Here is a 26,936-nt window from a genome sequence, read left to right as displayed (position 1 = left end):
TGAAGTGATTTGGGACCTACTCCTGAAAGTCGATCCCGAGGGGCCTACCCTCATCGCTGCCACAGCTTGTGCACACAGATTTTCAGATCATCTCGATCATCCTTTCCGTGTGCTTCTGCAGCACACTGTCATCGCCATGCAGTCGCTCGGCGGAGAGGACGTGACGCTCGATCAGCCCATAAAGCGGCTGCAGGGCCGCCGCACAGGCGCCGACCTGGTCAGCCAGTGTCGACAGGCTCAGAACGATACCCTCCCGGGCGTAGCGCTCGCTCTGTCGGTTCAAGGGCTGATGCTGGCCAAACTTCTCGAACAGGATCATTGCCAGCAGGTTCGGCCCGGCAAAGCCGCGCGGCGTCACGTGGAAGGGCGCTGGCGGCTGGGTGATCGTCTCGCAGTTCCGGCACGAGAACTTCTCGCGAACCGTCTGGATCACCTTCCACTGCCGGGGAACGACCTCCAGCGTCTCGGTGATGTCTTCGCCCAGCTTTGATAGCTTCGATGAGCCGCAGCAAGGGCAGCTCTGCGGTGCGGCGACTACGACACGCTCGCGCGGCAAATGGTCGGGGAACGGTTGGCGCGACGGCCGCTTGCGCTCGAAAGATCTGACGGTCTGTGTCTTGGCCGCCGCCCTCTCGGCCGCCAGTTCGTCTTCGGTTGCGGTGGCTTCCAATTCTTCGAGCTCAAGCTCCATCTGCTCTAGGAGCCGTGCCTTGCGCTCCGAGCGGCTGCCATAAATCTGGCGACGCAGCTTCTCGATCTCGAGCTTGAGATAACTGATCAGGGCCTCGGCCGCCTTCGCGTCGGCAGCTTCCGCTTTGGCGCTCGCCGCGACCGCTTCCGCTTGAAGACGCGCGGCGCGCTCCGCGAGGATCATCGCATGCGCGGCGGCAAGATCGGTGGGGAGCGATTCAAATGTGGTCACGATGATGATGGAATCACATCCATCACGATCCGCAAGCCCAAAGCCTCATCCCACCGATGTCGGCCGCCACGTCTCTTGTGGGTGCCGCCAGTCGATCCCGGACAAGAGATAGCCGAGCTGCGCCGACGAGATCGTCACCACACCTTCCGCCGGGCTCGGCCAGATGAAGCGCCCTCGCTCCAGGCGCTTCGTGAACAGACAGGCGCCCTGGCCGTCATGCCAGATGACCTTCAAAAGATTGCCCCGGCGACCGCGGAAGCAAAACAGGTGGCCGCCAAGCGGGTCGCGATGCAGGATCTCCTGAACCTGCAACGCAAGCGACGGAAAGCCCTTCCGCATGTCGGTATGGCCGGTCGCGAGCCATACCCGCACGCCGGCAGGCAACGGGATCATCGTGGCCGTCCATCAGTCAGCGCCGCCACGACTGCGCTCAGCGTCGCCGCGTCAACCGCGCCCGTGATCCGCATCCGAGCCCCGGCCGCGAACTCAATCTCGATCGCACCGCAGCTTCCGGAGGGCGCCGTCAACGGTTGCAGGTCTGGCGCAATGGAGACTGCCGCAAAACCGACTTCGCCATCCTGTCGCGGCATCGGCTCAGGCCCGCAAGCGAGGACGCCCCTGCGAGCCTGCCGCCGCCAAGCCGTAACCAGATTGCGGTGAACGTCATGTCGCCGAGCAACCTCGACAACACTGGCCCCAGGCGCCAGACTTTCCTCCACGATCCGAAGCTTCTCGGCACTCGTCCACCGCCGTCGCCGCTCTGGACCGGACAGAACCGTAACCGTCGTCACGTTTGCTCATTTGCTTGCCAATTAATGAGCAAACCATCTCACGCTCGAACCCGATCCGGGAAGGCGGCCTCCACCGGAGGCTTACCTAAGAACGGGTGGCATATAGTTTGCTCCACCAGTGAGGTCACGATCTACAAAACGAAGTTTGTGAGGACAGCATGCTCGGAATTGGAAGTCAGTTGCCGCCATTCGACATCACAGGCGTGAAGCCCGGTTTTCAAGCGCACGAAGAAGAGGGGCAGAGTGCATTTGAGACGCTGACCGAAACGAGCTTTTCGGACAAATGGAAGATCATCTTCTTTTACCCCAAGGACTTTACATTCGTCTGTCCGACAGAGATCGCTGAATTTGCCAGCCTTTCCAAGGAATTCGCTGACCGGGATGCGGTTGTACTGGGTGGTTCGACTGACAACGAGTTCTGCAAGCTTGCTTGGCGGCGTTCGCATGTCGACCTGCACAATCTACCAATCTGGCAGTTTGCCGATACAAAGGGAACGCTCGTCGATGGCCTTGGCGTGCGTTCACCCGAAGGGGTCGCCTATCGTTGCACCTTCATTGTTGACCCCCAAAATACGATCCAGCACGTTTATGCGACCAATCTCAGTGTGGGGCGCAGTCCTAAGGACACGCTCCGCGTTCTGGACGCGCTGCAAACCGGCGAGCTCTGTCCCTGCAACCGCGAAATCGGCGGCGAAACCTTGAAAGTTGCTTGAGCCAGCATGTCGTGGATCGAACAAATAAGGATTCCCGATTTCGCGAAGGATGTCCGGCTTAACGTGATCTCCGTGGTGACCGATGAGACGTTTTCGCTGCAGAGAAAATACGGGCTGCTGCTGGCGCCGTGATGACCTCTGTAGAGATCGCCGCAGCGAAAGCCGCCGCCACTGTGGAGGCGATGAACAACGTCTACTACCGCTTCGCTCACCTTGTTTCCGACCCGGAATACAAGGCGATGCCGCCACGGCTACGTATGGACGTGATCGGCAATCACGGGGTGGACAAGACAGATTTCGAGCTGTGGTCGCTTGCTGTCTCCGTCATAAATGGTTGCGGTGTCTGCATTGATGCCCATGAGAAGACACTGAGGGCCGCGGGCGTTGATTCCAGAGAGATACACACCGCCGTGCGTTTTGCTGCGATCACGCAGTCAGTGGCGGTCGCTATCGAGGCCGCTGGGTCCGCCCCCGCTCAGGCGAGAGGCTGATTTCTACTCTGCCATTCGATCAACGCAGTTGGGGCGCCACGCAGTGGCACCACAACGAGGCCTTTGCGGCTCTCGTACGAGCTGCACGACGGGTCACGTCGGCAAGTCATGTTGCGCAGCGTCCTCATGAAGAGCGTCGTGGTCGAATTCCCGCCGTCCCGCATATGACACGCAATGCGCCACGGATAGGATGAGTTCCCACGCCTCGCCTCGGTCGCCCGGCGGCCTTCGTTCACCATCACCCAAACTTGAACAGCACACCATACCCGCCGCGCGGATGGCTCCATTGGATGTCCCCGGTCGGCTCAGCGATAACGCGACAGGTACCGCACTCGATGCAGCCGTCCACCGCTACCTCGACCTGGCCGCCGTCGTTGAGCTCGTAGCACCGCGCGGGGCAGACTTTCAAAAGTGAAAGTAGCTGCGGCGATGGCGTTGTGTGCGCACGGACCTTGACGTGAGGGTTTCCGACGTCGACAAGATAGCGGTTGTAATACAGCTTGTCTTCGACGCGCACCGCGGGTTCGGAACTCATGCTTTAGCCTTCCATTGTTGGACTTCACACTGTTGCGGTCAGCGCCAGGCCCGCGCAAGACGACAAGCATCCCCAAACAGACCTGACCATGACCGCGCCTTGACAAAGGATTTCAGGCTAGCTTTCTCCTTTTCAGCCTTGGGCGTACCATCGACGCGCACAAAGTTCTGCATCGCCTTGGAGATGAGCTGCGGATAGGTGAGAAAGAAGTTCTGGGAGTGAGTATGCATTAGGGGCGGCAAATCCTTGTACTTCTTCAGATCTTTGATGACGAACGAATCGTCCAGCATCTTCTTGTAAATTGACAGATTTGTTGCACTCATCGGTTCGCCGCGTGATTTAACCAGACCGATCGCTTCCGCGGCGATACGGCCGGAGGTCATCGCGAGATTGGAGCCCTCACGATGAATGGCATTGTTTAGTTGGGCTGCATCGCCCACTACGACCCAGCCTTCCCCAAAAAGCTGCGGGATCGACTTGTAACCGCCTTCGGGGATGAGATGCGCCGAATATTCCTTGACTTCGGACCCTGCTAACAGGGGCGCCACAGAGGGATGCCTCTTGAATTGATCGAGCAGTCCGTACGGCGTTTGGCCAGTGCGCTGGAAGTCGGCGACAAGACAACCGATGCCAAGCGAAATGCACTCTTTATTGGCGTAGATGAAACCCATCCCGGTCATGCCACGAGAAATGGTGCCGGCCGCCTCGATCACGACGCCTTCATCGCCCCTGAGATTGAAGCGCGCCTCGATAGTCTCGCGAGGCAGGAAATGCATTTCCTTAACCGCGAGCGCAACGTTGTCGGCTGTCGGGCGCGCGCGTAGGCCTGCACGTGTGCCGAGCAGGCCATTGACCCCTTCGGCCAGGACGACGACGTCGGCATGTATTTCGCCGTCTCTGCGATCTGTACGAACACCGACGATCCTTTCACGATCGTCCCGTACGAGCTCGGTGACGGTGGTCTCGCACAGCACGATCGCACCAGCTTCACGCACCTTGGAAGAAAACCATTTGTCAAACTGAGCGCGTATGATCGTATAGCGGTTCGGCCGCTCCTCGTTGAAGTCCTCCGAACGGTAGTGCATGCCGACATGGGAGCGGTCGTCCATCATCCAGAACCGCTGTTCGATCAGGTGGCGTTCGAGCGGCGCCTCCTCTCGAAACTCGGGGATCAGCTTTTCCATCATATCGGCATATAGGATGGCGCCCTGCACATTCTTCGATCCGGGATATTCGCCCCGCTCGAGCTGCAGCACCTTCATGCCGCGTTTGGCCATCGTCAATGCCGCCGCATTTCCGGCCATACCGGCTCCGACCACGATCGCATCGAATTTCTCTTCAATCATCCTCATCTCCTCTAGACCGCGATCCGGGCGCGCGACTCTGGCAAAAGCCGCGCGCGGAATGCAGCCGTCAGCGTAGGTAGCAATTGAATGGCATCACTGACGATCGCGAGATGGGCGAAGTCGAAGATCGGAGCGTTCTTGTCAGTATTGATAGCGACGATCAGATCCGCGCCCTCGACGCCAACCCGGTGCTGGATCGCACCGGAAATGCCCGCGGCAATATAGAGCTTCGGCCGGATGGTTTTGCCTGTCTGGCCGATCTGCCGGTCAGACGTAACCCACCCTTTTTGCACGAGAGGACGCGAGCAGCCATATTCGGCGCCAAGCAGATTTGCGAGCTCGCGCACCAACCGAAAGTTCTCAGGCGATCCTAGCCCTAGGCCGCCCGCAACCACGACATCGGCATAGGCCAGATTGGACGTTTGTGCATCGCGGTCGGGCAGAAATGACAATACTTTTGTGACGATATCGTCTTCGAAAAGGCCGAGCGGATGAACGACGATACGAGCGGCATCGCGGTCGACACGCTCAGGCATCGGCATGACCCGCGGGCGGACGGTGGCCATCTGCGGACGATAATTTAGCGTGTAGATCGTGCAGAGCAGCGAGCCGCCAAAGGTCGGACGCGTCGCCGCAAGCGAACCATCGGCGTCCACGTCCAGCGCGGTGCAGTCGGCAGTGAGCCCCGTCGACAGGGTCGTGGCCACAGAACCTGCGAGATCGCGACCGAGCGTCGTCGCACCCAACAGCAGGATCTCGGGCTTGTACGTGTTGACGAGTTCGGTTAGCGCCTTGGTATAGGATTCGTTACGGTAATCCGACAAAACATTGTCGCTCACGAGATAGGCCAGATCGGCGCCATAGCAAAAGGCTTCAAGCGCGGCGTTACGTGTGTGCTGCCCCTCCGGACCGATAACCACAGCGGCAAGATTCACTTTTAGCCTGTCGGCAAGGCCGCGCCCTGCACCCATAAGCTCCCAGGAAACGGGATGCACCTGACCACGCTCAAGCTCGACGAAGACCCAGACGTGCTTGTACGACTTAAAGCGCTCCGGCAGCTCTTTTTTGGCTGCTGCGCGGCCGGCAGCCGCTGGCATGGCCGTTCTGCTGACGTTGCTCATAGTTTCAAATTCCTCCTCAACGATAGGGGCGCCGGCGCCACGGGTTGCTTTTTCGCTTCGTCAACTGAAGATCACTTTCGGTTAGCAAGTGGCTGGCTGCTCTGCCCCGCCTGCGTGTTCGGACCGGCCACACAACAACACAGGTCGTCGCAATAGACGCACCCGTCCGACTGGATTTGCAGAGGTCTTCCAAACTCGACCGTTACCCGTCGGGTTCGACGAGCGCCACCGCGGCTCGCCAGGGCGCTGTGGTGATTCTAACCGATCGCTTCGGCGCCTGAGTGGGCGAGTTCGTACGCTGCGCAGTACCTGCGACCCAGTTCGGCCCAACGACTCCACATTGGCGGTGCAAACGAGGGCGATCCTGGCAACACTTCTGTCACGCAATCCATCCCGGCCATCAAACGAAAGCACTCCGTATGGGCCGAACCTGGCGCTCTTCGTGGCACCGTTCCCATCCGCCATGAGATGGGCACAAATCTGAGCGGGATCGGCGACCGATTTGATGCAGATGATGTTGTGCATACGGAGTGCAGGAGTAACGCGAAGCGAAGACTTATCCATTGACCAGCATCTCACCGACGTTACGGAGCTTTGATCGCGTCAAAACCGGTTTCGAGGGGAGCTAACGCGATTATGCGCCTCGAAATGGTAGCGCAGGTCTCAGCAGGTAGTAAAAACAGCATCATAGGTCCTCCTTCAAACTCATCGCGGTCGACTGCCATCTGTCGGCACCGCTGGCAGGACAACAGCAAGTGTCGTACCAGTTGCAAAGACCATTGAAAGCCAGTCGGAAGTAATGGCCTGCGACACAATTCAAACAACCCCTGATACCGTCGACACGACCAGTCCAGACATGGGTCGGGAATACGACAGCCGCCGCTCCGGTGATGGCTGCAGATACTTGAGCACAAAGAGATGGCCCCAATATCGGATTGCCTCGGCGCCGGCCGGTCGTAATTCGCTTTACAGTGAAACGCTAAATCACTTCAACTCGCTCAACGGGACAAAGGCCCCGGCCTTCTTACGGTCCGCGACGGCATCCTTCAAAACCTTGAACACTCGCTGATCGATCGGTGACGATGCCACAAAATCTGCATAGGCTTGCTCCAGCATCGCCTTGCACCTCGCTCTGATTTCCGGCTCTTCGGCGCCAGTAAATTGCTCTTCGGTAAAATATTGTCCCATGCGCTTTAAGATGTGAAGGCGTGCGACATTTACGATCTTGGGGTCGTAATCGACGCCAAGCAGCGAGAAAAAATCCTCTGCCGACGAGGCCTTGCTGAGCCGATCCAGGATACCGGCTGGCGTGGGTGAGCTGATCATCGAAAATTCTCCTTCGGCTTAGCTCTGGACGGTCAATGAGATGGGGTGGCGCCTGTTGACTTCTGCCGTCCTGCCTCGCACAGCTGGTCCGCATCGCCACAGCCTGAGTCCCGAAAGCGGCGGTCTCAACTTCGCTGCCCAGATCGGCAGGTCCGCCGGTGACGAAGCCAGTCCCGATGAAGATCCGGGATCAATGGCCAAACCACGATCTAGGTTGACGCTCGTCAGGAGGTCGTCGGACTGCAAATCAGCCGCGCGAGAAGATGCCGATTGGCGGTCCGGGGACGGCGCGTCGTTGGGTAGGAGATCACAGCTTGTATGGCGGAACGGGAAGTAAGATCTGGAGGTGAGATCGCGCAAGGGGATCTGACGTGCGAAAGCTGGACGCCGCTCGCGCCATCAGCGACATCGGACACTGTCCTTGCAGCGCGTCGGTTTGCGAAGAGTCGACGCAAACGTTGCTGGACACGGCTTTTCACGCGGGGTAGGTTGCCAAGCATCCGCACACGTCGCGCCAGAATCGCCGCCACGGTTTCGCGCTCGACCGGCAGCTTGTGCTCGATGGCATATTTGCGGACTTGCGACAGGATCTGCCTGGCTTGATCGTCGCTGGCGACGAGCTGCAGTTCATCGAGTAACGCGGTGATCGCCGCAAGTCCGGAATGCTTGCCGAACACAAAGCGGTTGCAGCGGCCAAGCAAAGCGGGATCAAGCGATTGATAGGTGCACTGATCCTTCAAAAGGCCAGCGACATGAATCCCGGATTCGTGCGTAAATACATGCTGTCCGACGATCGCCTTGTTCATAGGAATCGCACGTGCGGCCGCGGCTGCTACCACCGTGGCGACGTTCTCGAGCTCCGGGAGTATGATGCCGGTCTCGCGCCCGTAGAGCTGCTTGAGTGCGACCGCGATTTCCTCGAGCGGTGCATTTCCGGCCCGCTCGCCCAGCCCGATGACGGTCACTGAGGCGTGGCTCGCGCCAGCCCTGATGGCGGAGAGCGTGTTCGCGGTTGCGAGTCCTAGATCATCGTGACCGTGAAATTCGAGTTCGAGATCAGTAGTCGCACGCAAATTTCCGACCAGCGCGTAGGTTGCGTCGGGATCGAGCATACTGAGCGTATCTGCAATACGAAAGCGACGCGCGCCCGCGGCTTTTGCAGTCGCCATCAGTCTAATGAGAAAATCAATGTCGGCGCGGGAGGAGTCCTCACCACCGACGGCGATCTCAAGTCCGCGCTCACAGGCATAGCCTACCACTCGCTTCACCCGTTCTAGCGCCATGTCGCGATGACCACCTAGCTTGGCCGCGATCTGGACATCGGAGGTCGGGATCGACATGTTGATCATGGACACCTTTGCTTCGATCGCCGCGTCGACATCAGATTCCCGCATCCGGCACCAGCCTATGGTGGTCAGCGGAGGATCTGCTTCGACAATGGCGCGGATGGCGGCGATCTCCTCGTTGCCCATCGCCGGCGTTCCCGCCTCGATCTCCGTGACTCCGGCCCGCGCCAGCGCCTGCGCGATCCCCAGCTTCTCCTCTGTGGTGAACGCAACGCCAGGTGCCTGCTCGCCGTCGCGCAATGTCGTGTCGTTGAGCACGGTGGGCCTCGCGCGCACCTGGTCGGACCAAGACGATTTGGCGGCGGTGCTGGCGGCGATCACGCGAGAGCTCCTCATTCTTTGACCTACCTACGCTTCAGCAACCAGCATGCCAGCCTGCCGTCCCGGCCAACCCATTGACGACTCTACCGCTTCCGCCCTCGACCTTCTTGAGCAAATGATTGTCGCAAATGCGACAGGTCATGACGCGGACGCATTGCCTGTTGGAACGTTAGCAATTGCGGCTCGCCAGGATGTGAGATTGTTGCGGAGCACTTGGGGGCCGCCGCGGCCTTGAACACATGGTCACTCGCTGGCATGGAAACGGCATCAGCCGCGCTCTCAACGTCGCGCGCGGCTTACCAAATCCGGCGAGGCCTTCTCGGATGACTGGGCGATAGCGGCCCCTTGTGGCACTTCAGATGGCCGGTGGCCGGCAACCACCGGCCGAGCCGCCTGCAACAGAAAATCGGGCCGGCGCTCGGCCATCCGGCTCTCACCGCTTTCTTCACCGAAGCAGATGTTGAAGTCGTGACATTGATTGCACACGGGTGTTGTGCACATCACGAGGCCTTCATTCTCACAAAGCATGCGGTAGAAGAAGCGCTTCCAGCGCATATTGTTGAAATTGCGCGCGGCGAGCGGCGCGAAATGACGGCTCAGCAGCCGAGAGAGTTCGCCGCGATTGCGCAAGCCGAGAGCTTCCCACAGATGGCCCGGCTCAATGGCGCGGCGCGCGATCATCGCAGCCAGCCAGTGGCCGATATCCCCTTCCGTCGATCGTTGCTTGAGCAAGAGATCGCGCAGCATTGCGATCTCGTCGTCCTCTTCGCACTTGAAGGCCGAAAGCTGCTTCGCGAGCTTGATCTCAAGCGTGGGAAAGTACTGCTCCAGCAAGGCCACCAGTTCAAGGCCGGACAGGCCCGCCTTCTCGGTAAGGGAGCCACCATCCATTGTGGCAGCCGCCAGGATAGACGCCAGGACATGGCGATCGAGATTGCTGTCAATGGTAATATCGGCATCTGCAGGAGACACACCGGTGAGCATGCGGTAGGTTGCAATTCCCCTGTGCATCTGGCTGTTGATATCAACGGCACAAGCAGCCAGCGACGGAAGGAAGTGCGCTTCGGACATAATTTTGCGGGTCTCCACAATGGTCAGGTTTGCGTGCCGCATCCTGGTTTTGATCAGGGTCGCTCGTCAGATTGCCGGCCTCCCGGCATGGGCCGTGAGGGAGACCGGCATCCGTCGGGCGCCTTTACAAGGCCGCGACTCGCGACCTTTACGAGGCCGCGAGTTCAGCGGCGGTCTTGCCGATGATGGATTCGTCCACGGGCTTCATAATGCCATGCTCCATCAGCATGTCCTCGAGCTCATCCATGGAGATCGGGGTCGGGATGATGCCTTTGCCGCCATTATTGTGAACCTTGGTCGCAAGATTGCGATAGTGATCGGCCTGCTTGGAATCGGGTGCATATTCTAGCACCGTCATGCGGCGCAACTCGGCATGCTGCACCACGTTGTCGCGTGGCACGAAGTAGATCAGCTGAGTGCCTAGCTTCTTGGCCAACGCTTCCGCCAGTTCCAGCTCCTTGTCGGTCTGCCGCTCGTTGCAGATCAGACCGCCCAGCCGCACTCCGCCAGAGTTCGCGTATTTCAGGATGCCCTTGGAAATGTTGTTCGCGGCATACATCGCCATCATCTCACCGGACATCACGATATAGATTTCCTGCGCCTTGTTCTCGCGGATTGGCATCGCAAAGCCGCCGCAAACGACGTCGCCAAGCACGTCGTACGAAACATAGTCGATGTTCTCGTAGGCGCCGTTCTCTTCCAGAAAATTGATCGAGGTGATGACACCGCGGCCGGCACAGCCGACACCCGGCTCGGGACCACCGGACTCCACGCAACGAATGTCCTTGTAGCCGACCTTCATTACGTCCTCGAGTTCTAGGTCCTCCACGCTGCCTGCGCTCGCGGCAAGGCTCAAAATCGTGTCTTGCGCCTTCGCGTGCAGAATCAGGCGGGTCGAGTCCGCCTTCGGATCGCACCCTACAATCAGGATTTTCTGACCCATCTCGGCTAGCGCCGCCAGCGTGTTCTGCGAAGTGGTGGACTTGCCGATGCCGCCTTTGCCGTAGAACGCGATTTGTCTTAGTGAAGACATGTTGCTCTCCATCAACCAATTTGCCAAAAGTTACGCGCTTCTTGTGCGAGCTTGGTTCTCTCACAGAAGCGAGGGCACACGGGTTCAAGGGAAGGAGCGCATCGCTCGCCTTCGGCGTCGGCGTGCACTCAGCCCTCACTCAGTGTTGCTGCAGCTCATTAGCAACAGCCGTGCCAGCGCCTGACTCCATACATTAAGCCTCTGATTATGCTTACAAAGGCCAACCAGCCGGCGCGTGATCGTTGGTTATTTTGGATGTGACGGGATCTGCGCGGCTGTCGGAAAACAAACAAACAACCACAAACATCAACGCCAAAAGCCGGAATCACGGGATCTATTCCGATCTCTCCAGTTGTGGAACGGAACTTGCTGTTCCTCTCACAGGCCGAGCGATTTCGGGAGAATGAATATGCCGGACGGGCTCGAAACCTGGCGGACCAGCGGCGAGTGTTGCAAATGCGATACGGCGCTTGGTGCGCAGATATCGGAGTTGACCGGCAAGAACTTCGAATGGGCTCGCGGCAGCGGCTTGCCACACATTCAGCTCAGCATCCATACATAGGTATGCCGTGACGACAATCATCGTTTATCAGAAGCCCGGCTGCGCCAATAACGCGCGTCAGATTCAAGCGCTCAAGTCCGCCGGCCACCACGTGGTGGTGCAAGACATCTTGAAGCAGCCATGGCACGCGGACGAATTGCGCAGCTTCTTCCGCAATATGCCCGTTAACTCCTGGTTCAACCGAGCCGCGCCCCGTATCAAGTCAGGCGAAGTCAATCCCGATTCTATCGACGCGGCAAGCGCACTCGCATTGATGGTAGGGGATCCGCTCCTGATACGGCGACCGCTGGTCGACGTAGACGGGACACGAAGTGCCGGACTCGATCGTGAGCCAGTGCTGTCGCTGCTTGGCGGCAAGACGCAAGATAATCTCGAGGTATGCTTGCACGAAGCACACCGCACGCCCTGCCGGCAGACGTGAAGACGCTGAGCGTCTCTGCCAGCCATAAAGCGAGGCAAAAATGACATTCTTCACTTTTGGCTTGCTTCACGCGAAGTAACCGCGGAAACCTCCGCCGAGACGGCCCGAGCGAGTGATTACTCGTAGCGGGGCATCGCCGGTATTGCACTGGAATGCCGCGCTTGCCGCTTTGTAACGTGTGAGAGACGTAGCCGCATTTGCTACCTTTATCACGCGCGACCTCCGCCGCCCGCATTGAATCGGAGCGCCACGCCGAGAGGCAGATTCTTCAAAGGATTTGTTTAGATTGACTACTAGGTTGAAACACGATCAGAACAGAACACGTTTCGCGGCCGTGATCCTAATGCAACTTAGCGGGACAATTGTGCTAACCGTCGCTTCGATTTTGATTGGTATCAAATACTACTCCGTTCCTCATGTGTGACAGAGATCTCGCGCGGCTGCTCGCGCGAATTTTGGAATGGAGACTTCGATGAGAGTACTAACAGTTCTGGCGAGGGCATCGGTCCTCGCGCTTGCGAGCTCGTTCGCCAGCAATTCGGTACGAGGTGCGGATCTGGGCCCGGCGCCGGTCTACTATAAAGCGCCTCCAATAGAGCCCTCCAGCCCCTGGATGATCCGCCTGCGCGTGCTCGGCGTTTTGCCGGATACCGCAGTAGCTCGGTAAACGTTGCCGGAACGCCATCGCTGTCGTCACCGAGTTCAGGGCTTTCGCTCAGCGAGCGAGCCATACCAGAGCTCGATATCACCTACTTCTTCACAAAAAACGTAGCCGCTGAACTCATTCTCGGCGCGACTCGCCATCACATCAGCGGCAATGGCGTACTCACTGGCCTCGATATCGGCACCGCCTGGCTGTTGCCGCCAACACTAACCCTGCAATATCACTTCACCGATTTCGGCCCACTGAAGCCGTATATCGGCGCGGGCATCAACTACACTGCATTCTTCAACCAATCGGCAGCCAATGCGTCGCTATTCGGCCTTGCCGTCACGGATCTACACATCAAAAACCAATTCGGCGCGGCGGTCCAGTTCGGCTTCGATTACATGCTAGACCGTCACTGGGGGCTCAATTTTGACGTGAAGAAGCTGTGGCTGCGGCCGGAGTACTCCGCGACCGTAAACAATGCGATTGCTGTCACCGGGCGCGCCAATATCGATCCATGGCTCGTCAGCGGCGGCGTCGCTTACAGGTTCTGAGGCAGAACAGGGTCAAGGAGACACCGTTTGATCAACTCGGACGCTGCGAGCGCATCAAGCGCATCTCCTGCCCTCACCGTCTGCAGTGGGGAGCCGGCTGACGCCTCATCGACGCGTCAGCTGGCCAGAGGCAGGAAATCATTCGCAGCATTTCTATCGCTGTGAGCCACGGATCGCGCGGCACGTAAGTGACGATACACGAACAGATCGGCGCGTTATAATCATATTACTGCTTCGCCGCGCGTTGCAAAGGAGCCACTTTGCCTATTTGCCTCACAAGAGGCGGTGCGCCGCGCCCATGTCAATGACCCACTGTTAGCGACCCGGAGCTCGAGTTGGACGGTCACCCTCAGACGATCCGAGCTCCGAGAGGCCGGGCAGCTCATGGACGAGCACGCCGTCCATGCTTGCTGGTCCGGTCAAGTGGTCGCCACGACGCCTCTAACTTCGCTTGAGCACATCACAAGGCGGTCGACACGTTTGCCCTGCTTGAGGTGGGATTTGACGATCTGGTCAACGTCCTCAGGCGTGGTCACGCGGTACCAGATTCCGCCGGGATAGACGACCAGCAAGGGACCAGAGTTACAAAATCCAAGGCAGCCCGCCATCGTGAAACCAATATCGTTGAGGCCTTGCGCTTCGATCGCCTTGCCCATTCGGTCCCACAGGGCTTGCGCGCCTGAGGCGCCGCAACTGCCGTGGGGATGGTCTGGCGGACGCTGCGTGTTGCAGGCAAAGACATGATGCCGATAAACCTGAGGGAGCTCCATTTCTCTTTCTGAGTTCATCCGCCTATCCTCTGATAGTGCTGAAGGGATGAGGTGCGAGCACATCATGCCCAACAGTCTCTTACTATTGAACGTCCCATGATTCCCACCCGCGCTTGCGAAACAGGCGCAATGAGCGGGCGTCATAGTGGTTGTCGTCGCCAAAGATGAGCGATAGATACCTACGCGTCCGAAGCCGCCTCCTGATCAATTCCAACCTCTTCTCCTGTCATCTCGATCTGTTTATCCACTCATCGCTTATTCACGATCCAAATTCTTTAAGGTAAGTTGCACACCAGATGCGCAACGTTCGCTGCTGCAACGATCCTTCGCTTTGGACTGCGCGCCTCGCAATTATTGCCGAAGCAGGGGCAATGTCGTTCGCTTCTCGCTTCTATCAGCGGTCCCCGACAGGCTAAGAGCCCATGGCCTCGTTCAGCTCAATGGCATCGGCCGGAAAGACGGCAAAACCCTCGGACCTATTCACTCATCAAATCCCGCCAGGTTTTGTTCGCTCATCTCGGCCTCGCAGTTTCCTGCTTGAAGATATCAACCGCAGTCCGGCTCAGCCGAAAAATCCCGCGGCCACGAGTGAGCGGCCGATAAGCCGAGCTGGCACGGGTGTTGAGGACATCAAACCACTGGTCTGGCGTGAGCTTGGCCGGACGCTCGCTGATTTGTATCACCCTCCCGTTCGGGGCGAAGCGGACGTGGATGACGATTTATTGCGAGTTCATACGATTCCTATTTTGGTAACATTATCGATCACGGGCCGAAGAGACCGACGATCTCGGTTATAACGTGCTTGGCTTCGGGCACTCGGCGCAGGCCTCAAGCCGAGCCTTGGACGCCGAGACTTTTTATGATTGAGCAGACCTCTTCCGCGCTCGCCTGGAACATTTCTTTTCCCTTTCCTGGACCAGTACATGTCGCCGGTGGCATCCAGCGCGCTCCTGCTTTTTTTGTGGATCACGATGTACAAAGCACGTCTCCTAGGTCCGCTTGCTCATCTCTTGCGATGATAGGTGTGCGCTCCATCCAGCTAAAACTCTGCTATTTCAGTGCCCGCACACCGTTCCTTTTGGCCAAAAGGACGCTAGTCGGTCGAGTTGGGTCGGGCGTAATCTGCACGCAGCGATCCGATCGATCGAGCATATGAAGATCGACTCGGAACGGCTGATCCGATAACTCTGACGCATGACAGCGGTCCCAAGAAAGCTGCGGCAAACGGCGCCGCAGCCTAACAAACGGACCCATGTCGGCGCCATCCGCAGCAAGCGGTCGTTCGATTTCGATCAATTCTTTCGTGGTGAGCGCCATCGTGGCTTCTTTTCAATTAAAGGGTGGTCCCTTATTGCCAGAACAGACGGTCAGGATCCGCGTTCAAGTCGTCGATTGCAGAAGGCAAGCGGAGGTAAAGGCTGTAAAATTCCCAGACTCCCTGGGCATGATTCTTCCGAAATAGCTTCCAGATCCCGCTCACGGTATCATAAAGAATTAGGGCGACATTGATGAGAGCGCCATCCGTGTCGATGTTGTGCGAGCAACAAGGGCTCTCGACGAGGTAGCCGCCCCTCACCGGCCCCACTTTCGGCGAGACGTAAAGATAGCGCTTGCGCGCGCTCAAGCCCCGCTCAATTCGTTTGCGATCGAGCTCGTTTGGGTGAGGCAGCAACCCCGCCTTTGCTTTCCTCATCAGCGCGGCATTCATGGCGAAAGCCTCCTTCAAAGCACTGTTATTTCTTCTTCAAGACAGCCGATGAGCAGCTCCTCACCAAAATCGACAATATAGACCGGCACGTTCGCTTCGGTGTGGATAGCGACCTTGATGATTTCGCCGGTCGCTCCGGCGGCGAGCAAAACTCCCTCGGGCTCCGCGTTCGGAAATGAGCTGTCGTTGGTGAGGTCGACTGCGGCTTTGACTCGCTGGCCCCGTCGATATTTCGGAACGCCTTGCTGAGTCATGACTCCTCCGGTAACGGCAGATCATCGATCTCCTCACAGGTCTCCACCGGCTCTAGCTCCTTGCGTTTCATGCCAACGCGGTGGCCGCTGTCCAGAAATTCCACACCGTAGATGTAGAATTGCTGCAAGAAAGTGCCGATCGAGACGACGTAACCCACCTCCCCCTTCTTAACTAAGAGGTCGCCAATCTCCTTGCCGGGATAGGTGCCATCATTTCGGATGGTGCGATTGGCTCGAAGCTTTTGGCCAAAGCTAAAGACGGGCGGGCCGCTGAGCTCGACGATATCGCTGTCGCGAAGAATGCTGTTCATCTATCCCCTCCTCATGCGCCGCTCCCTCTAGAGATGCCGAGAAGCCGCCTAGCTCACGCGGGCAACACTCTGCATCATTTCGTGCCCACCCGCCGTATCGTCAATCACATCGACGATGGGAGGGCTGCCTTGGAGGCCGCTCTCGTACCACGAAGCGCCCTCGGAGCTCCGAGATGCCGCCAGGCCGTGCTGCCGACCCAACAGCACGACCGCAGGACAATGCAGAGCAGTCGCCGTAGGGTACGAACGCCCGCGCCTGCAACGCCGCCAGCCCGAGGGCGACGCTTGCGACGGATTCAGCACTAGGTCCTGGCATGCCGTTCATGAGATCTCACGCTTTAGCCTGGCGCTTGATAGCGGGGCAAGGACGTGTCAACCACGCAGGTATTGTCGACCGGACAGGCGGCTACACATTGCGGCTCGTCAAAATGGCCGACGCATTCGGTGCATTTCGTCGCCTCAATGACAAAGCTCCCCTCCTTCTCCGATATAGCAACGTTCGGGCATAAGGGTTCGCAGGCAGAGCAGCCCGTGCACTGCGAGGCGATGATTTTGAACGGCACACATTCCTCCTTATGCCGCAGAGATCCGAAGCGGAACCGCGGCGTCGCCGCGCTCCCCATGCTGGACTTCCCCGCGCCTCACCTTGTCGAGATAGGATCTGAACCAAGCGATCGCCGACTTCTCAATGAACTCATAGGCGAATTGATCGACCGGCTCGATGCCCGCCTTGATCAAATTGCTTTTGGGGCCGCCGCCAATCTTGGCCACGAAGACCGCATGGCAGTCACGGATGCCGCGCACGATGGTGGAAAGTCTATCTTCCTCGCCATAACCGCCCTGGCAGTAAACCTCCACGCGGCGTACGCCAACGAATTTGGCGCCGGATGTAGAAAGCTCGTACATTTGGAATTCTTTTGCATGCCCAAAGTGCTCGTTGATCAACCCCGAGCCCTTGGTTGCCACAGCCACCAGAAGAGTGATCGCGCTGATCTCTCCGGAAAGCTTCTCAAGCTCCTTTTGGCAGGCCTCGGCTTTGGAGACGCGCTCATTCTCTACTCTTTTCTGATAAGCCTTGCGCATCTCTAAGTCATACTGGACGTCCATTTTCATCACCTGATCAGTGGTAAACTCTGGGCCTCGATCGTCCCCGAGTAGACCAACCGCGTCGGCGCGGCACTGGCGACAATGCCGCATCATGTTTATCTGCCCTTCACAGGCATCTTGCAGCGCTTTCAATTCTTGCGCCGTCGGGCCGCGCTGACCGTTGCGGCCAAATGCTGTGCCATGCTCGGGTGCGGAGATCAGCGGCATGATATTGTGAAGGAAGGCACCGCGCGACGTGACCGCCTTGTTGACCTCCACCAAGTGGTCATCATTGATGTTGGGGATCATCACCGAGTTTATCTTGCACAAGATACCCCGCTCGCTAAGCATCTCGAGGCCTTGCAGCTGGCGATCAGTGAGTATCTTTGCCGCCTCGATGCCCGTGTATCGCTTGTGGTTGAAGAAGATCCACGGATAAATCTTGGCTCCGATTTCGGGATCAACCATGTTGATGGTGATCGTGACGTGGTCAATCTTGGACCTGACAATGGTATCAACATAGTCCGGCAGTGCGAGTCCGTTGGTTGACAGACAAAGCTTGATGTCGGGAGCCGCCTTGGAGACCAGCTCGAACGTTTCGAACGTCTTTGCTGGATTAGCCAGAGCATCGCCCGGTCCAGCGATGCCAAGCACTGTCATCTGCGGAATGGTGGTCGCGATCGCGAGCACTTTTCTCACCGCCTGCTCAGGGGTGAGCTTCTCGCTCACCACGCCCGGACGCGATTCATTGGCGCAGTCGTATTTTCGGTTGCAGTAATTGCACTGGATGTTGCAGGCAGGCGCGACCGCGACATGCATGCGAGCGTAATGATGGTGCGCGTCTTCGCTATAGCAGGGATGGTCTTTGACCTTTTCCCAGATTTCGGTTGGCAGATCGCCTTGGCCGGCCTTCGAGCCGCAGCTCGCCTGCCCGGTCTTGGCCGAAGCGCAGCAGCCCTTATGATCGGTGGTGGGCTGCATCATCTTGCCGTGATTTACTGCAGCTTTGACATATGTTCCGCGTCCGACGACCGCGTTCATTCGCTTTTCCCTGGAGACATCGTCGCTCTCCCAGGACCATCCTTGAGCGAGCCTCATAAAGCTGGGTAGCAACTTGCATGCCATGGCCAGAATGATGCAATCGCAGCCGCAGGCCATCGAGTTGGCGCGACGTTAGCACTGGCGCATGCAACAACAGCCATGATGAGCTTGTTAGCAAAACGACAGATACGTCGCCATTCTCACCCAGAGCTTTATGCCTTGCGCATTCATTCTCGCGCTAAGCTCCCCCGAACGCCGCTCCATCTAACGCGTTTGCCGCGTTGCGGCTCTCGCAAGCCCGATACACGCGGGGGGATCCGGGCTCGACAAGGCCAGTAGTGGCTACCACGGATCCTGCTGGACGCCCAACGACCGGGAGCAGGATGGAGTGTAACCGCCTCGGCTCAACTGAGCGAGCGATTGTCTGCGTCATCAATTCCGTTGCGACAGCGATATGTTTGCTAATTTGGATATACTGGGGTCGCCCCTGACCGCATTGCCCGTAACTCGCTGCGGCGGCGCAAATTTGCTGGCGAAGAAGCCGGCCAATGCGTCTGGCGTTGTCGGCAGAACGGATCTGCGCCATTCAGCGTGGCCAGGACGATATGGAACGATACTCGGGGCCCTCAAACCAACGAGAGCGCCCCATGCAGCCGCCGCAACGACAAAGTCGATCTGCGGGGAGTGTCTTCAGGGATCGTGCCCGGTCTCGTCCCGCTTTTTCGCATTGATTGTGATTGGCAACCGGGTGTCGCTCGCCATATCAGGCAAATCGAACACCCAGCCATTAGCCACTTTGATCCAGCCGCCCCACAGCGTCTCGTACTCGGATTCCACGATTTGCTCTTCGAGATCCTTTTTTGGCACGTAGATGGACAGGCCCTCCGGAGACCGGCGGATCATGATCTTCACAAGGTCTACTCCCTAACAGTGGCGCCGGAGATGGCGCGCATGCGAGCCACAATGTCGGACACAGCGCACACGACCTCATCGACCTCCGCCAACGAGGTCTCACGCGACAGAGAAAAGCGCACGGCGCCGTGCATCCGCCACGTCGGCACCTGCATGGCACACAGAACATGCGATGGCTGCATTGAACCGGAGTTGCAGGCTGATCCGAGCGACACGGCTATGCCCGCCCGATCGAGATGGTGGGCGATGGCTTCGCCTTCGAGGTGGTCGAAGGCAATATTGGCCGTGTTCGCCAACCGATTGCTGACGTCACCGAGCACAACGCACTCCCCATTGCGCAAAACTCCATGTTCAAGGCGGTCGCGCAAAGCGCCAATGCGAACGCGCTCGGGTTCAAGCCGCTCCGCCGCAAGCCCGGCAGCCTTTCCCAGGCCGACGATCCCGGGAACATTCTCGGTCCCGCCGCGGCGCCCTCGTTCCTGTGATCCGCCGCAGATTAGCGGCCGGAATTTAGTCCCTTTGCGCAAATACATCGCGCCGACCCCCTTGGGGCCGTGCAGTTTGTGCGCGGATAGCGACAGCATGTCGATCGCGCTTTCCTTTAGGTTCAAACGCAGCTTCCCAATTGCCTGGACCGCATCTGTGTGAAACAGCGCGCCCGCCTCACGGGTCAATCCGGCCAGAAACTCCACAGGAAACAGCGTTCCGGTCTCGTTATTGGCCCACATAACGGAGGCAATGGCTGTGCGTGGCCCAAGCGCGCAGCGAAACGCCTCGATGTCGAGCCGGCCGCAAGCATCTACGGGTACTATGTGCGTCTTGACTCCCCTTGCCGCCAATTGCTGAGTCAGCGCAAGTACAGCGGAGTGCTCAACCGAAGTAGTTACAATTTCGTCTCGCTCTTCCTGCGTCGCCAGAGCAGAGAGGATCGCGGCATTATTGGCTTCGGTCCCTCCCGAGGTGAAGACGATTTCATGATCGTATGCGTTACCTAACAGGTCCCTCAGGCTTCGCCGGGCCTGCCTCACAGCAACTGCGACGTCGTTGCCAAAGGCATGCCTGGATGAGGCATTGCCGAAGTTCTCAGTGAAGAACGGCAACATCGCTTGCACGACGGACGGATCAGTCCGTGTCGTTGCATTGTTATCGAGGTAAATCGGCGCTCGATCTTCGCTCAATCCACTGCCCCACCAGTACCAGCAACGAGGATTTGCCGACTAAATCCGCGGATTTTAACAGCCGCGCCTGTACGTCCCACGCTCGCCCTCGAAAGCTTACACGACGTACAGCCACCGGCCAGCCTAGCCATAAACAGGCTGCCATCGATGCCGATCAGCTGCCAGCCGCCACCGTGGAGTTGTAGAATGAGGCATGATATCTTCAAGCGCGTCGCGAATGCGACGCTCCCGCTTTGTCGTAGTGGACGACGATTGCCTCAGTTGTTTTGGCTCGGCCGGCGCGCTTCGATGTTTTCTTCTCATCACCTGAACAATGTTTTTCATCAGCAGAACGATTTCCCGCAGGAGCAGTTTGCGGTGGCGTTCGGGTTGTGAAAGGTAAATCCAGAGCCCTCCAGCGCCACGACGAAATCGATGGTCGTACCGACTAGATGATCGCAGCTCTTGCTATCGACGAACACCTTCAGCCCATCGCATTCGATCACGGTGTCGTCAGGCTTCGGTTCCTCGGCCAGACCCATCTTGTATTTGAATCCACTGCAGCCGCCTGCTTCAATCATGACGCGCAGACCGCCGGACGGGCGCGTGGACGATGATATCGCACTCTTGATCGCATTCACTGCGCTATCGGTCAGGTTGATCACGTCTTTCCCTCATCAGCTTGAACGTCGCTAAGAGCAAGTCACGTGCCAGCGCGCAGACACTTAATGATGCGCGCCTTCGCACGTTGGCTTTGGAACAGGTGTCGGATTGCTTACATGAGGCGGTGCCAGCCAATGACACGTTTTCTTCTTAGGTTGCGCTGCTACGCTGCGGCGGCAGGCAATTTGCATCGCATCTGGCACCGACCAACGGGTCGGTGAAGAGCTTAGATCGAGGACGATTTTAATGACTGCAATCGAGAACACCGCACTCGGCAGATTTGAGAAGGAGGGCCGCCTGCTCAACGCCGTACTCAAAGGCGCGACTACCAAGCCGGGCCGGTTCGGCTTTCGTGGCGACATCGCACTGAAGTTCCAGACTCAGGTCGCCGACGAGAAGCGACCGCCGGACTATTCGATCGAGCAGGTTCTGACGATCGCGCAGGACGGAGAACGCACTTTTCCAGTGCTGGCCGGATACCTACACTCCTTCGCGTATCTTGCTGACGTAGCAACCGTCCTTGACGGCGCCTTAAGCCCAACCGGAAGCTACTTCATGTTTTGCAACAACATCGATTTGCTGGCGAAGTACAGAGTGAAGTTCGGCGATATTAACTTCCACGTCTTACCCTGCGATGAATCCACCGTTTGGAAGGAGATGATGGACCTGGTCGGGCTGAACAAGGACGACATCAAGAAGCTCGATCCGCGCGGCAAGCTTGATTACCTCCTCGATGCCGCAAAGGATCTCGATCTGTCCTATGAGGAGATCTCTTACGACGGCGGGCTAAAGAGGATGGAGCCGGTGAAAAACCGCAACGAGAACCGCCCGGTCTGAGGCGGTCTTCAGTTGTCTGGCGATGCATCGTCTTCGACAAGACGCACGCCGAGGACACAGATATCACCATCCAGAACTGCCAACGCGATCGGCGTGAGCGTTCTACCCTCACATGGACCTTCGACACACCGGCCGGTGCCGAGTTCGAAGGTCGAACCGTGCTTGCCGCACATCAGTCGGATACCGTATGGGTCCAGGAATTGGTTCCGCTCCCAGTCCAAATTGACGCTGTTGTGAGGGCATTGATTGACATAGCCAAGTACCTTTTTGCCCCAGCGCACCACAATGATGGACCACGGTCGGTGATTGCCATTATCATCGACGACCATAAGATGGAATCCCATGGCTTGGCGGCTTGGAATGTCGTTAAAGCCGCAAATCGTATAGATGGAATTTGGCTGCATTCATCGCTCGTTTATTGCAAGGCGCTTTTCATTGTCGTTGTGCAATCAACGTGCAAAAACTGTACAAGTGCCGGCGCGGATCGCGTCTGCGGTAACAACGCGCAAGCCCATTTGCAGCTCACCCCATTACTCACGCATAATTCAGAACAATTCGCAGGAGCATTGAGCCTTGCTGCCCTTTCCTGCCGGGCTGCGCAGCTACAGCTTTCGCGCTCCGACCTTTCTGGACCATTTGCCGGACCGCTAAACTCGATGGCTGGTTGCTGCTCGCTAATCGTCACGCTGCGGAAGGCCCGGTTCCGATGCCCTGCGACCGTATTCATCGCGGCATCGCAAGTGCCTTTCCAGAAAGTGAACGCTCGCTCCCCGCCCGCGAGAGGCGCACGCGGCGAACGTGCGCCCCTTTTAGGCTAGCCCTTGCGCCCGCGCGTGGAACGGCGAAATGTCCGTCATTTCCGGCCCGCAGCTGCTGTTGCAGCCACTTTACTCCAGGAAGAGCCCTACTAAGAGCGCGCTCCAAGTAACATGAAGGCTCATCGTCTGAGGAATCCGACTCGAACCTTCCCTCAGTATCGATACCACCGCCTTCAGCTTTCGAAAAATACTTCCTCGTCAGTGAAGAACGGCTAAGCGAACGAGTTAGAATCGCACTTTGTCGTTGTGGACCGGTTTGCAAATGCGGGGTTTTAGTGCACCGGGCATCGGAGCCTTGGAATTTCATTTTCAGTTCCGTCGAATCGTCGCCAGCCATAATTCCGTCGTCGCACGAAGGTGGCGATGCGGCCGAAGAACGTGTTTCCAGTAATTCGCCGGCGAAGAGTTCTTTCAGCACGCCTCCCCGCACGAGCGCTGGGGACCTGAGCCACTGGCGCAAGCGGCCGAGAAGCTGGCGGTGTTGCAGGCCAACCGCCTGCGGGTGGCGCACGAGGACGGCACCTTATCCAATCAGGACCTCAAGCGGGTCACGGTCGACACTACTGTGCAGCGAAGGCCATCACCTTCCCAACCGACCAAGCTGCTGCCCCCGGGAATCAAGGGGATCAGCCGCCTGGCGAGCAAGCCCGGGGTCGAGCTCCGGCAGTCCTATCTTGGTATTGCCAACAGCGCGGCAATGATGGCTTCTGGCTACGCCCTTGCAAGCAATTCAAGCGGCATCACCGGCAGTTGCGCATCCTGCGCAGCCGGCTGGGCCGGATCATCCACGAGATCCGCCGCAAGATCGAAGGTCAGTCTGCGCTCGAGAACGCGTTCACCCTTCCGCTTGGAAGGGCCACGCAGATTCGCGCGCAGCGGCAGCGCCAGCGCGGCTGCAGCTGCATTCTTTCAACGCCTCGGACGTGGAGTGCCTCGGCGATGGAGGGATGCCAGTGCACCTGATATTTCGGTGCACCCGCGTCGCGCCTTCATCTCCGGCCAAAAGCACGGGGTCTTCGGCATCATCAAACGCGAGCTGCGCCGCCCCTCCGCCATCGAACCCGTCATAGGACAACTGAAGGCCGATGGTCACCTCGGCCGCTGTTACCTCAAAGGCCGCGCCGGCGGCGCCGACAATCACCCTCTCCGCCGTCGGCCACAACTTCCGCCGCATCCTCACCTGGCTGAGTACTCTTTGGCGTACCACCATCATTGTTGCCCTCAGCGGCCATCACCGCTGAAATCGGCTTTCTAACGGACGACCAAGTATGCGTTCAAGAACGAGGACGGCGTGACCCAGGCGCCGGCACCAGCCTATATGATCGCGAAGAAACCGCCTCGCGGAGCCTGGCTCCCGGTTCCCGATGTCGAAGAAGGCGGCTGACTTATTGGCCGATGCCCGAGATGACCGAACCTTCGAGCTTCGCTAGACTATGCGGGAATGTGAGTGATGACGGGCCTGAGATAGGTTGCGTATCGAGGCGGTTGTCGAACGCTGCCAAAACCTCTCGAGAGAAGAGCGATACGCCATGAATGACACTACCAATACTGTTACATCAGGCGCGAGCTCCTGATCGACATCAAGCAAATCGCGGGTTGCAGATCGGCCCGGAAATTGCGTCGGCGACGGCGCGCTCGGCTTCTGGAAGGCTTGCCGTCACCCGACACCCGCGCTGCTAGGTGCACAACACCGTCAATATCCTGGACAAGGTACCGCTCTCGGTGCAAGCCGCCAACAGAGGGATTCGCGCCAAGTCTATTTGGCGTCGAATCGGACGTCCGCCCGCAGCGGCAATCGACGTCTTTGCGAACAATACCGCGCCAGATGCGGACGGGCAGACGAATGATCGCCGCAATCGTCTCACCATGAAGAAAAACGCTAGTCTATCTCATTCGTCGTTCGCAGTTGATCGCAATGCTCGGCAGGGAAGTCGTAGAAGGCCAGCAGGGTTTCGGGTTCTTGACCAGGCTCGCGGCCAAGTTTGACCGTCCCGCAGAGAGACCATATCATTTCCAGGTTGCTTATTCTCAATCGGATTCATGATCACTTCATGGCTCTCTTTGAGCGCCGTCGCCGCTCTTACGGGCTCTGCTTTGGTGCATTGACGATGTCGCCCACTGTATCAAGATGCCCCACTCAAGCAGGATTGGTCGGTAGACCGCCGCCCTAGCCAACCGCGGTGGGGGAGCACCGGGCTGCGCAGCGCCAGCGCAGGCAGCTGAGGGCTAAGCCGCGTTGGCGGCGAGCGGCCCAGAGCTGATCGGGCAGCACTCTGGGCGCGATCACGCCGCCTGACGCAAGCGCGTGTTGAAGTGGCGAGCCATTCCTGCAGCAACATACTCAATGACCACGAGTAGCCACCGCTTTCAGGCCCGACCTCGTAAACAGCAACTATTCGGCAGCCGACCCCGGGCCTAGATTGAGGCGCTCGAAGTACCAAGACGTGTCATCGCCTGACGACTCTGTCTCATCACTTGCTTCACTCGAAGCTCGCTCGATGTTTGCCTGAGCACCACTACTCTCGGCGGCAAGATATCCTTCAGGTTTGCCTACACGTTGCCATTTACCTTCGTCGTTATGCGTCCACTTGTCGGGATGCTGGTGAGGATCAAGTACCCAGTGATTCTTATCACTCACAGGAACAAAGCCCATCTGAGCCAGACGGGACTCGATGCCTGGGAACGCAGGTTTTGACATTATCAATGCTTGTTCGCCGTCTTGCCGAAGCTGATGTTCAAGTAGAATATCGCCAGCGTTCTCAACGAGCGGATGAGTAACCCGAAGATCTACTTGGGATGTGACTGCGTTGCGACCGGGAAACTGGGCGCTGAATCGCCTTCCTCCTACCCGAAGTCCGCCTTCTGTCCTCAGAAGCCCGACAGTTTTGTCACCCAAGCGATAGGCGTAATATCGCGCCTGGTCGGTATCTTCGTCGGTGTGACCATAGGTTCTAGCAATGTTTGCCGCGCGCTCAGCTTTTGTGGATATGAAATCCGAGTACTCCAGTGGACGCTCGGCAATGTACTTGATGTCGTCGCCATAGAAGGCCTTCACTTCTTCCCCGAACTCATCACTGTCGATCTCTTTGATCGGAGGTTGGGAAGTTACAGAGTACGGCCGTGTCGCTGCCTGAGACGAACTTGGGCCAGCATCGGGCGCCATGCCTGCAAGCCTTTCCGCAAAGCCCTCGTCATCTGAATGCCTTGCTTCATCAGCCTGGGTAGCGCTTGTGGATTGGCTAGATGAGCCAACAATTCGGCCATACATCGGATCGCTCTCCTGTCGGTACGGTTTGGGGGTCAGAGCTCGCGTTGCTCGAGCTCTACCGAGGATGGTAAGATGTCTAGCTGACCACGAGCTGACGCGCCGAGGTTGAGCATCTGTCGCCGGCTCTTGTGAGAGGAAGCTAACTCCTCGTCAGTGAAGAGCGGCTAAAGCAAATGAGCTAGAACCGCATCTCATCGTTGTGGACTGATATGCGAAGGCACGGTCTTGGTGCATCGGGCATAGGAGTCTTGGAATTTCATTTTCTGGATTCCCTCGAATCGACAGCCATAATTCCGTCGCATCGGAGGTGGCGATGCGGCCGAAGAAGCACAGGACGACGGGGATCGGGCAATCTGTTCCGGGCCAGGCTGGACCAGATCGTCAATATGAAGCACGCGCGGTTCAGCTCGCCGGCAACGTCGATTGGGACTGGATCGACATCCGCCGCTGTCCAGCGAGAACGGCCGGCGCGCCGCACGTCCACGAGCTTGTTTCGAGCGGGCAGGATCGAGCCACACAACCTGCGAATGCAACGCCGCAAATTGCTCGCCACGCTCGGGCACCGGCAGTTGGGCATCCTGCGCGCCTAGCTAAAGACTCTTTGGCGTCTCTTCCTGACCGCCGATGGCACTGAGTTCCGGCCAGAGATGCGCGCCGCATGAGGCAGTCTTAAACGCGCCAGATGCGCCTTCGGCGGAACAAGCGTCCCTGCCGGGACGAAGGTGTTGGCCATCTTGAAGTCGTGCCTGCGGGCTTTACACGCCGCACGCTTCACGTCGAGATGCAGACCTCTTGAACGCGATCATGCGGCGGCTCCCTGTGGAGACGACCGCGGAAAGAACCATGAACCCGGCAGTGGATCACGTTTACTATCGGGGTTGACACCGTGCCTGCGAAAAGAACGGACGA

At 58.3% G+C, this 26,936-nt stretch carries 22 protein-coding genes and 5 pseudogenes; 6 read left to right on the top strand and 21 right to left on the bottom strand.

Annotation, left to right across the window (positions count from 1 at the left end; translation table 11 throughout):
- Positions 1-118: 118 nt before the first annotated feature.
- From tnpC to tnpA, 3 genes and pseudogenes are all read right to left on the bottom strand, one after another.
- Positions 119-874 (bottom strand): annotated as a pseudogene (gene tnpC, locus EHH60_RS34005) (IS66 family transposase); the annotation flags it as partial.
- A gap of 93 nt (positions 875-967) precedes the next feature.
- On the bottom strand, positions 968-1,315 hold the full coding sequence (tnpB, locus tag EHH60_RS34000; protein WP_027520144.1) for an IS66 family insertion sequence element accessory protein TnpB: 348 nt from the start codon (positions 1,313-1,315) through the stop codon (positions 968-970).
- Complete coding sequence (gene tnpA, locus EHH60_RS33995; protein ID WP_124163614.1) at positions 1,312-1,713, bottom strand: IS66-like element accessory protein TnpA; 402 nt, start codon at positions 1,711-1,713, stop codon at positions 1,312-1,314. Before tnpA ends, tnpB begins: the two co-directional genes overlap by 4 nt.
- Positions 1,714-1,871: 158 nt before the next feature.
- On the opposite strand from tnpA, the gene EHH60_RS33985 reads away from it, so the two are divergent.
- Positions 1,872-2,426: a peroxiredoxin gene (locus EHH60_RS33985; RefSeq protein WP_124163613.1), complete on the top strand. Its 555-nt coding sequence runs from the start codon at positions 1,872-1,874 to the stop codon at positions 2,424-2,426.
- 6 nt (positions 2,427-2,432) lie between these two features.
- A pseudogene (locus EHH60_RS33980) lies at positions 2,433-2,917 on the top strand (carboxymuconolactone decarboxylase family protein).
- A gap of 238 nt (positions 2,918-3,155) precedes the next feature.
- On the opposite strand, the gene EHH60_RS33975 reads toward EHH60_RS33980, so the two are convergent.
- The 7 genes and pseudogenes from EHH60_RS33975 to nifH form a co-directional block, all read right to left on the bottom strand.
- The gene (locus EHH60_RS33975; protein WP_036014950.1) at positions 3,156-3,452 is read right to left on the bottom strand and encodes a ferredoxin family protein; all 297 of its coding nucleotides are present in this window, start codon (positions 3,450-3,452) and stop codon (positions 3,156-3,158) included.
- Positions 3,453-3,490: 38 nt separating this feature from the next.
- Complete coding sequence (locus tag EHH60_RS33970; protein WP_036014868.1) at positions 3,491-4,798, bottom strand: FAD-dependent oxidoreductase; 1,308 nt, start codon at positions 4,796-4,798, stop codon at positions 3,491-3,493.
- Positions 4,799-4,809: 11 nt separating this feature from the next.
- Positions 4,810-5,919 carry an electron transfer flavoprotein subunit alpha/FixB family protein gene (locus EHH60_RS33965; RefSeq protein WP_074448543.1) on the bottom strand — a complete coding sequence of 370 codons (1,110 nt, stop codon included), beginning with the start codon at positions 5,917-5,919 and terminating at the stop codon, positions 4,810-4,812.
- A gap of 984 nt (positions 5,920-6,903) precedes the next feature.
- The gene (nifW, locus tag EHH60_RS33960; protein WP_124163612.1) at positions 6,904-7,245 is read right to left on the bottom strand and encodes a nitrogenase stabilizing/protective protein NifW; all 342 of its coding nucleotides are present in this window, start codon (positions 7,243-7,245) and stop codon (positions 6,904-6,906) included.
- A 475-nt stretch (positions 7,246-7,720) separates the two neighbouring features.
- Positions 7,721-8,927, bottom strand: a pseudogene (gene nifV / locus EHH60_RS33955) (homocitrate synthase).
- Between the two features lie 264 nt (positions 8,928-9,191).
- Positions 9,192-9,983, bottom strand: coding sequence for a nitrogen fixation protein NifQ (locus EHH60_RS33950; protein WP_036032003.1), 792 nt, complete (start codon positions 9,981-9,983; stop codon positions 9,192-9,194).
- Between the two features lie 148 nt (positions 9,984-10,131).
- Positions 10,132-11,016, bottom strand: coding sequence for a nitrogenase iron protein (nifH, locus tag EHH60_RS33945; RefSeq protein ID WP_027571409.1), 885 nt, complete (start codon positions 11,014-11,016; stop codon positions 10,132-10,134).
- 569 nt (positions 11,017-11,585) lie between these two features.
- Between nifH and EHH60_RS33935 the strand changes: the two genes are divergently transcribed.
- Positions 11,586-11,999 (top strand): ArsC/Spx/MgsR family protein, encoded by a 414-nt coding sequence (locus EHH60_RS33935; protein ID WP_036032000.1) that lies wholly within the window; start codon positions 11,586-11,588, stop codon positions 11,997-11,999.
- A 460-nt stretch (positions 12,000-12,459) separates the two neighbouring features.
- A pseudogene (locus EHH60_RS33930) lies at positions 12,460-13,202 on the top strand (OmpW/AlkL family protein).
- A 419-nt stretch (positions 13,203-13,621) separates the two neighbouring features.
- Here EHH60_RS33930 and EHH60_RS33925 read toward each other — a convergent pair.
- The 9 genes from EHH60_RS33925 to EHH60_RS33875 form a co-directional block, all read right to left on the bottom strand.
- Positions 13,622-13,990, bottom strand: a complete 369-nt coding sequence (locus EHH60_RS33925; RefSeq protein ID WP_124163611.1) for a (2Fe-2S) ferredoxin domain-containing protein — start codon at positions 13,988-13,990, stop codon at positions 13,622-13,624.
- A gap of 1,330 nt (positions 13,991-15,320) precedes the next feature.
- Positions 15,321-15,680, bottom strand: coding sequence for a DUF3024 domain-containing protein (locus EHH60_RS33910; protein ID WP_124163609.1), 360 nt, complete (start codon positions 15,678-15,680; stop codon positions 15,321-15,323).
- Positions 15,681-15,694: 14 nt separating this feature from the next.
- On the bottom strand, positions 15,695-15,934 hold the full coding sequence (locus EHH60_RS33905; RefSeq protein WP_124163608.1) for a nitrogen fixation protein NifZ: 240 nt from the start codon (positions 15,932-15,934) through the stop codon (positions 15,695-15,697).
- A complete protein-coding gene (locus tag EHH60_RS33900; protein ID WP_036031967.1) occupies positions 15,931-16,245 on the bottom strand; it encodes a nitrogen fixation protein NifZ in 315 nt (104 codons plus the stop codon). The genes EHH60_RS33905 and EHH60_RS33900 overlap by 4 nt, the downstream gene beginning before the upstream one ends.
- A gap of 338 nt (positions 16,246-16,583) precedes the next feature.
- Positions 16,584-16,808, bottom strand: a complete 225-nt coding sequence (locus EHH60_RS33895; protein ID WP_036031964.1) for a 4Fe-4S binding protein — start codon at positions 16,806-16,808, stop codon at positions 16,584-16,586.
- Positions 16,809-16,818: 10 nt separating this feature from the next.
- Entirely contained in the window at positions 16,819-18,372 is a 1,554-nt protein-coding gene (gene nifB, locus EHH60_RS33890) for a nitrogenase cofactor biosynthesis protein NifB (RefSeq protein WP_199752381.1), read from the bottom strand.
- A 690-nt stretch (positions 18,373-19,062) separates the two neighbouring features.
- Positions 19,063-19,284, bottom strand: coding sequence for a putative nitrogen fixation protein NifT (nifT, locus tag EHH60_RS33885; protein WP_036031961.1), 222 nt, complete (start codon positions 19,282-19,284; stop codon positions 19,063-19,065).
- A 5-nt stretch (positions 19,285-19,289) separates the two neighbouring features.
- Entirely contained in the window at positions 19,290-20,462 is a 1,173-nt protein-coding gene (gene nifS, locus EHH60_RS33880; protein ID WP_124163607.1) for a cysteine desulfurase NifS, read from the bottom strand.
- A 323-nt stretch (positions 20,463-20,785) separates the two neighbouring features.
- Positions 20,786-21,106: a HesB/IscA family protein gene (locus tag EHH60_RS33875; RefSeq protein ID WP_036031955.1), complete on the bottom strand. Its 321-nt coding sequence runs from the start codon at positions 21,104-21,106 to the stop codon at positions 20,786-20,788.
- Between the two features lie 244 nt (positions 21,107-21,350).
- Here EHH60_RS33875 and EHH60_RS33870 point away from each other — a divergent pair, with 244 nt between their 5' ends.
- The gene (locus EHH60_RS33870) at positions 21,351-21,941 is read left to right on the top strand and encodes a hypothetical protein (RefSeq protein ID WP_036031952.1); all 591 of its coding nucleotides are present in this window, start codon (positions 21,351-21,353) and stop codon (positions 21,939-21,941) included.
- An 8-nt stretch (positions 21,942-21,949) separates the two neighbouring features.
- On the opposite strand, the gene EHH60_RS33865 is transcribed toward EHH60_RS33870, so the two are convergent.
- Positions 21,950-22,345 carry a Rieske (2Fe-2S) protein gene (locus EHH60_RS33865; protein ID WP_036031949.1) on the bottom strand — a complete coding sequence of 132 codons (396 nt, stop codon included), beginning with the start codon at positions 22,343-22,345 and terminating at the stop codon, positions 21,950-21,952.
- Between the two features lie 805 nt (positions 22,346-23,150).
- On the opposite strand from EHH60_RS33865, the pseudogene EHH60_RS33860 reads away from it, so the two are divergent.
- Positions 23,151-24,000 (top strand): annotated as a pseudogene (locus tag EHH60_RS33860) (transposase family protein); the annotation flags it as partial.
- A gap of 1,151 nt (positions 24,001-25,151) precedes the next feature.
- Here EHH60_RS33860 and EHH60_RS33850 read toward each other — a convergent pair.
- Positions 25,152-26,027, bottom strand: a complete 876-nt coding sequence (locus tag EHH60_RS33850; RefSeq protein ID WP_036014963.1) for a hypothetical protein — start codon at positions 26,025-26,027, stop codon at positions 25,152-25,154.
- Positions 26,028-26,936: the final 909 nt, after the last annotated feature.

It is taken from the genome of Bradyrhizobium sp. RP6, assembly GCF_003837805.1.
Classification (GTDB): domain Bacteria; phylum Pseudomonadota; class Alphaproteobacteria; order Rhizobiales; family Xanthobacteraceae; genus Bradyrhizobium.
The sequence above is the reverse complement of the archived record's forward strand: the minus strand, read 5'-3'. Positions and strand labels throughout refer to the sequence as shown.

Bases quoted from the DNA above. Each gene is read 5' to 3' on its own strand.
- tnpB (WP_027520144.1), bottom strand. From the start codon at position 1,315: ATGATCCCGTTGCCTGCCGGCGTGCGGGTATGGCTCGCGACCGGCCAT.
- EHH60_RS33985 (WP_124163613.1), top strand. From the start codon at position 1,872: ATGCTCGGAATTGGAAGTCAGTTGCCGCCATTCGACATCACAGGCGTG.
- EHH60_RS33975 (WP_036014950.1), bottom strand. From the start codon at position 3,452: ATGAGTTCCGAACCCGCGGTGCGCGTCGAAGACAAGCTGTATTACAAC.
- EHH60_RS33970 (WP_036014868.1), bottom strand. From the start codon at position 4,798: ATGATTGAAGAGAAATTCGATGCGATCGTGGTCGGAGCCGGTATGGCC.
- EHH60_RS33965 (WP_074448543.1), bottom strand. From the start codon at position 5,919: ATGAGCAACGTCAGCAGAACGGCCATGCCAGCGGCTGCCGGCCGCGCA.
- nifW (WP_124163612.1), bottom strand. From the start codon at position 7,245: ATGATCAGCTCACCCACGCCAGCCGGTATCCTGGATCGGCTCAGCAAG.
- EHH60_RS33950 (WP_036032003.1), bottom strand. From the start codon at position 9,983: ATGTCCGAAGCGCACTTCCTTCCGTCGCTGGCTGCTTGTGCCGTTGAT.
- nifH (WP_027571409.1), bottom strand. From the start codon at position 11,016: ATGTCTTCACTAAGACAAATCGCGTTCTACGGCAAAGGCGGCATCGGC.
- EHH60_RS33925 (WP_124163611.1), bottom strand. From the start codon at position 13,990: ATGAACTCAGAAAGAGAAATGGAGCTCCCTCAGGTTTATCGGCATCAT.
- EHH60_RS33910 (WP_124163609.1), bottom strand. From the start codon at position 15,680: ATGAATGCCGCGCTGATGAGGAAAGCAAAGGCGGGGTTGCTGCCTCAC.
- EHH60_RS33905 (WP_124163608.1), bottom strand. From the start codon at position 15,934: ATGACTCAGCAAGGCGTTCCGAAATATCGACGGGGCCAGCGAGTCAAA.
- EHH60_RS33900 (WP_036031967.1), bottom strand. From the start codon at position 16,245: ATGAACAGCATTCTTCGCGACAGCGATATCGTCGAGCTCAGCGGCCCG.
- nifB (WP_199752381.1), bottom strand. From the start codon at position 18,372: ATGAACGCGGTCGTCGGACGCGGAACATATGTCAAAGCTGCAGTAAAT.
- EHH60_RS33870 (WP_036031952.1), top strand. From the start codon at position 21,351: ATGACTGCAATCGAGAACACCGCACTCGGCAGATTTGAGAAGGAGGGC.
- EHH60_RS33865 (WP_036031949.1), bottom strand. From the start codon at position 22,345: ATGCAGCCAAATTCCATCTATACGATTTGCGGCTTTAACGACATTCCA.
- EHH60_RS33850 (WP_036014963.1), bottom strand. From the start codon at position 26,027: ATGTATGGCCGAATTGTTGGCTCATCTAGCCAATCCACAAGCGCTACC.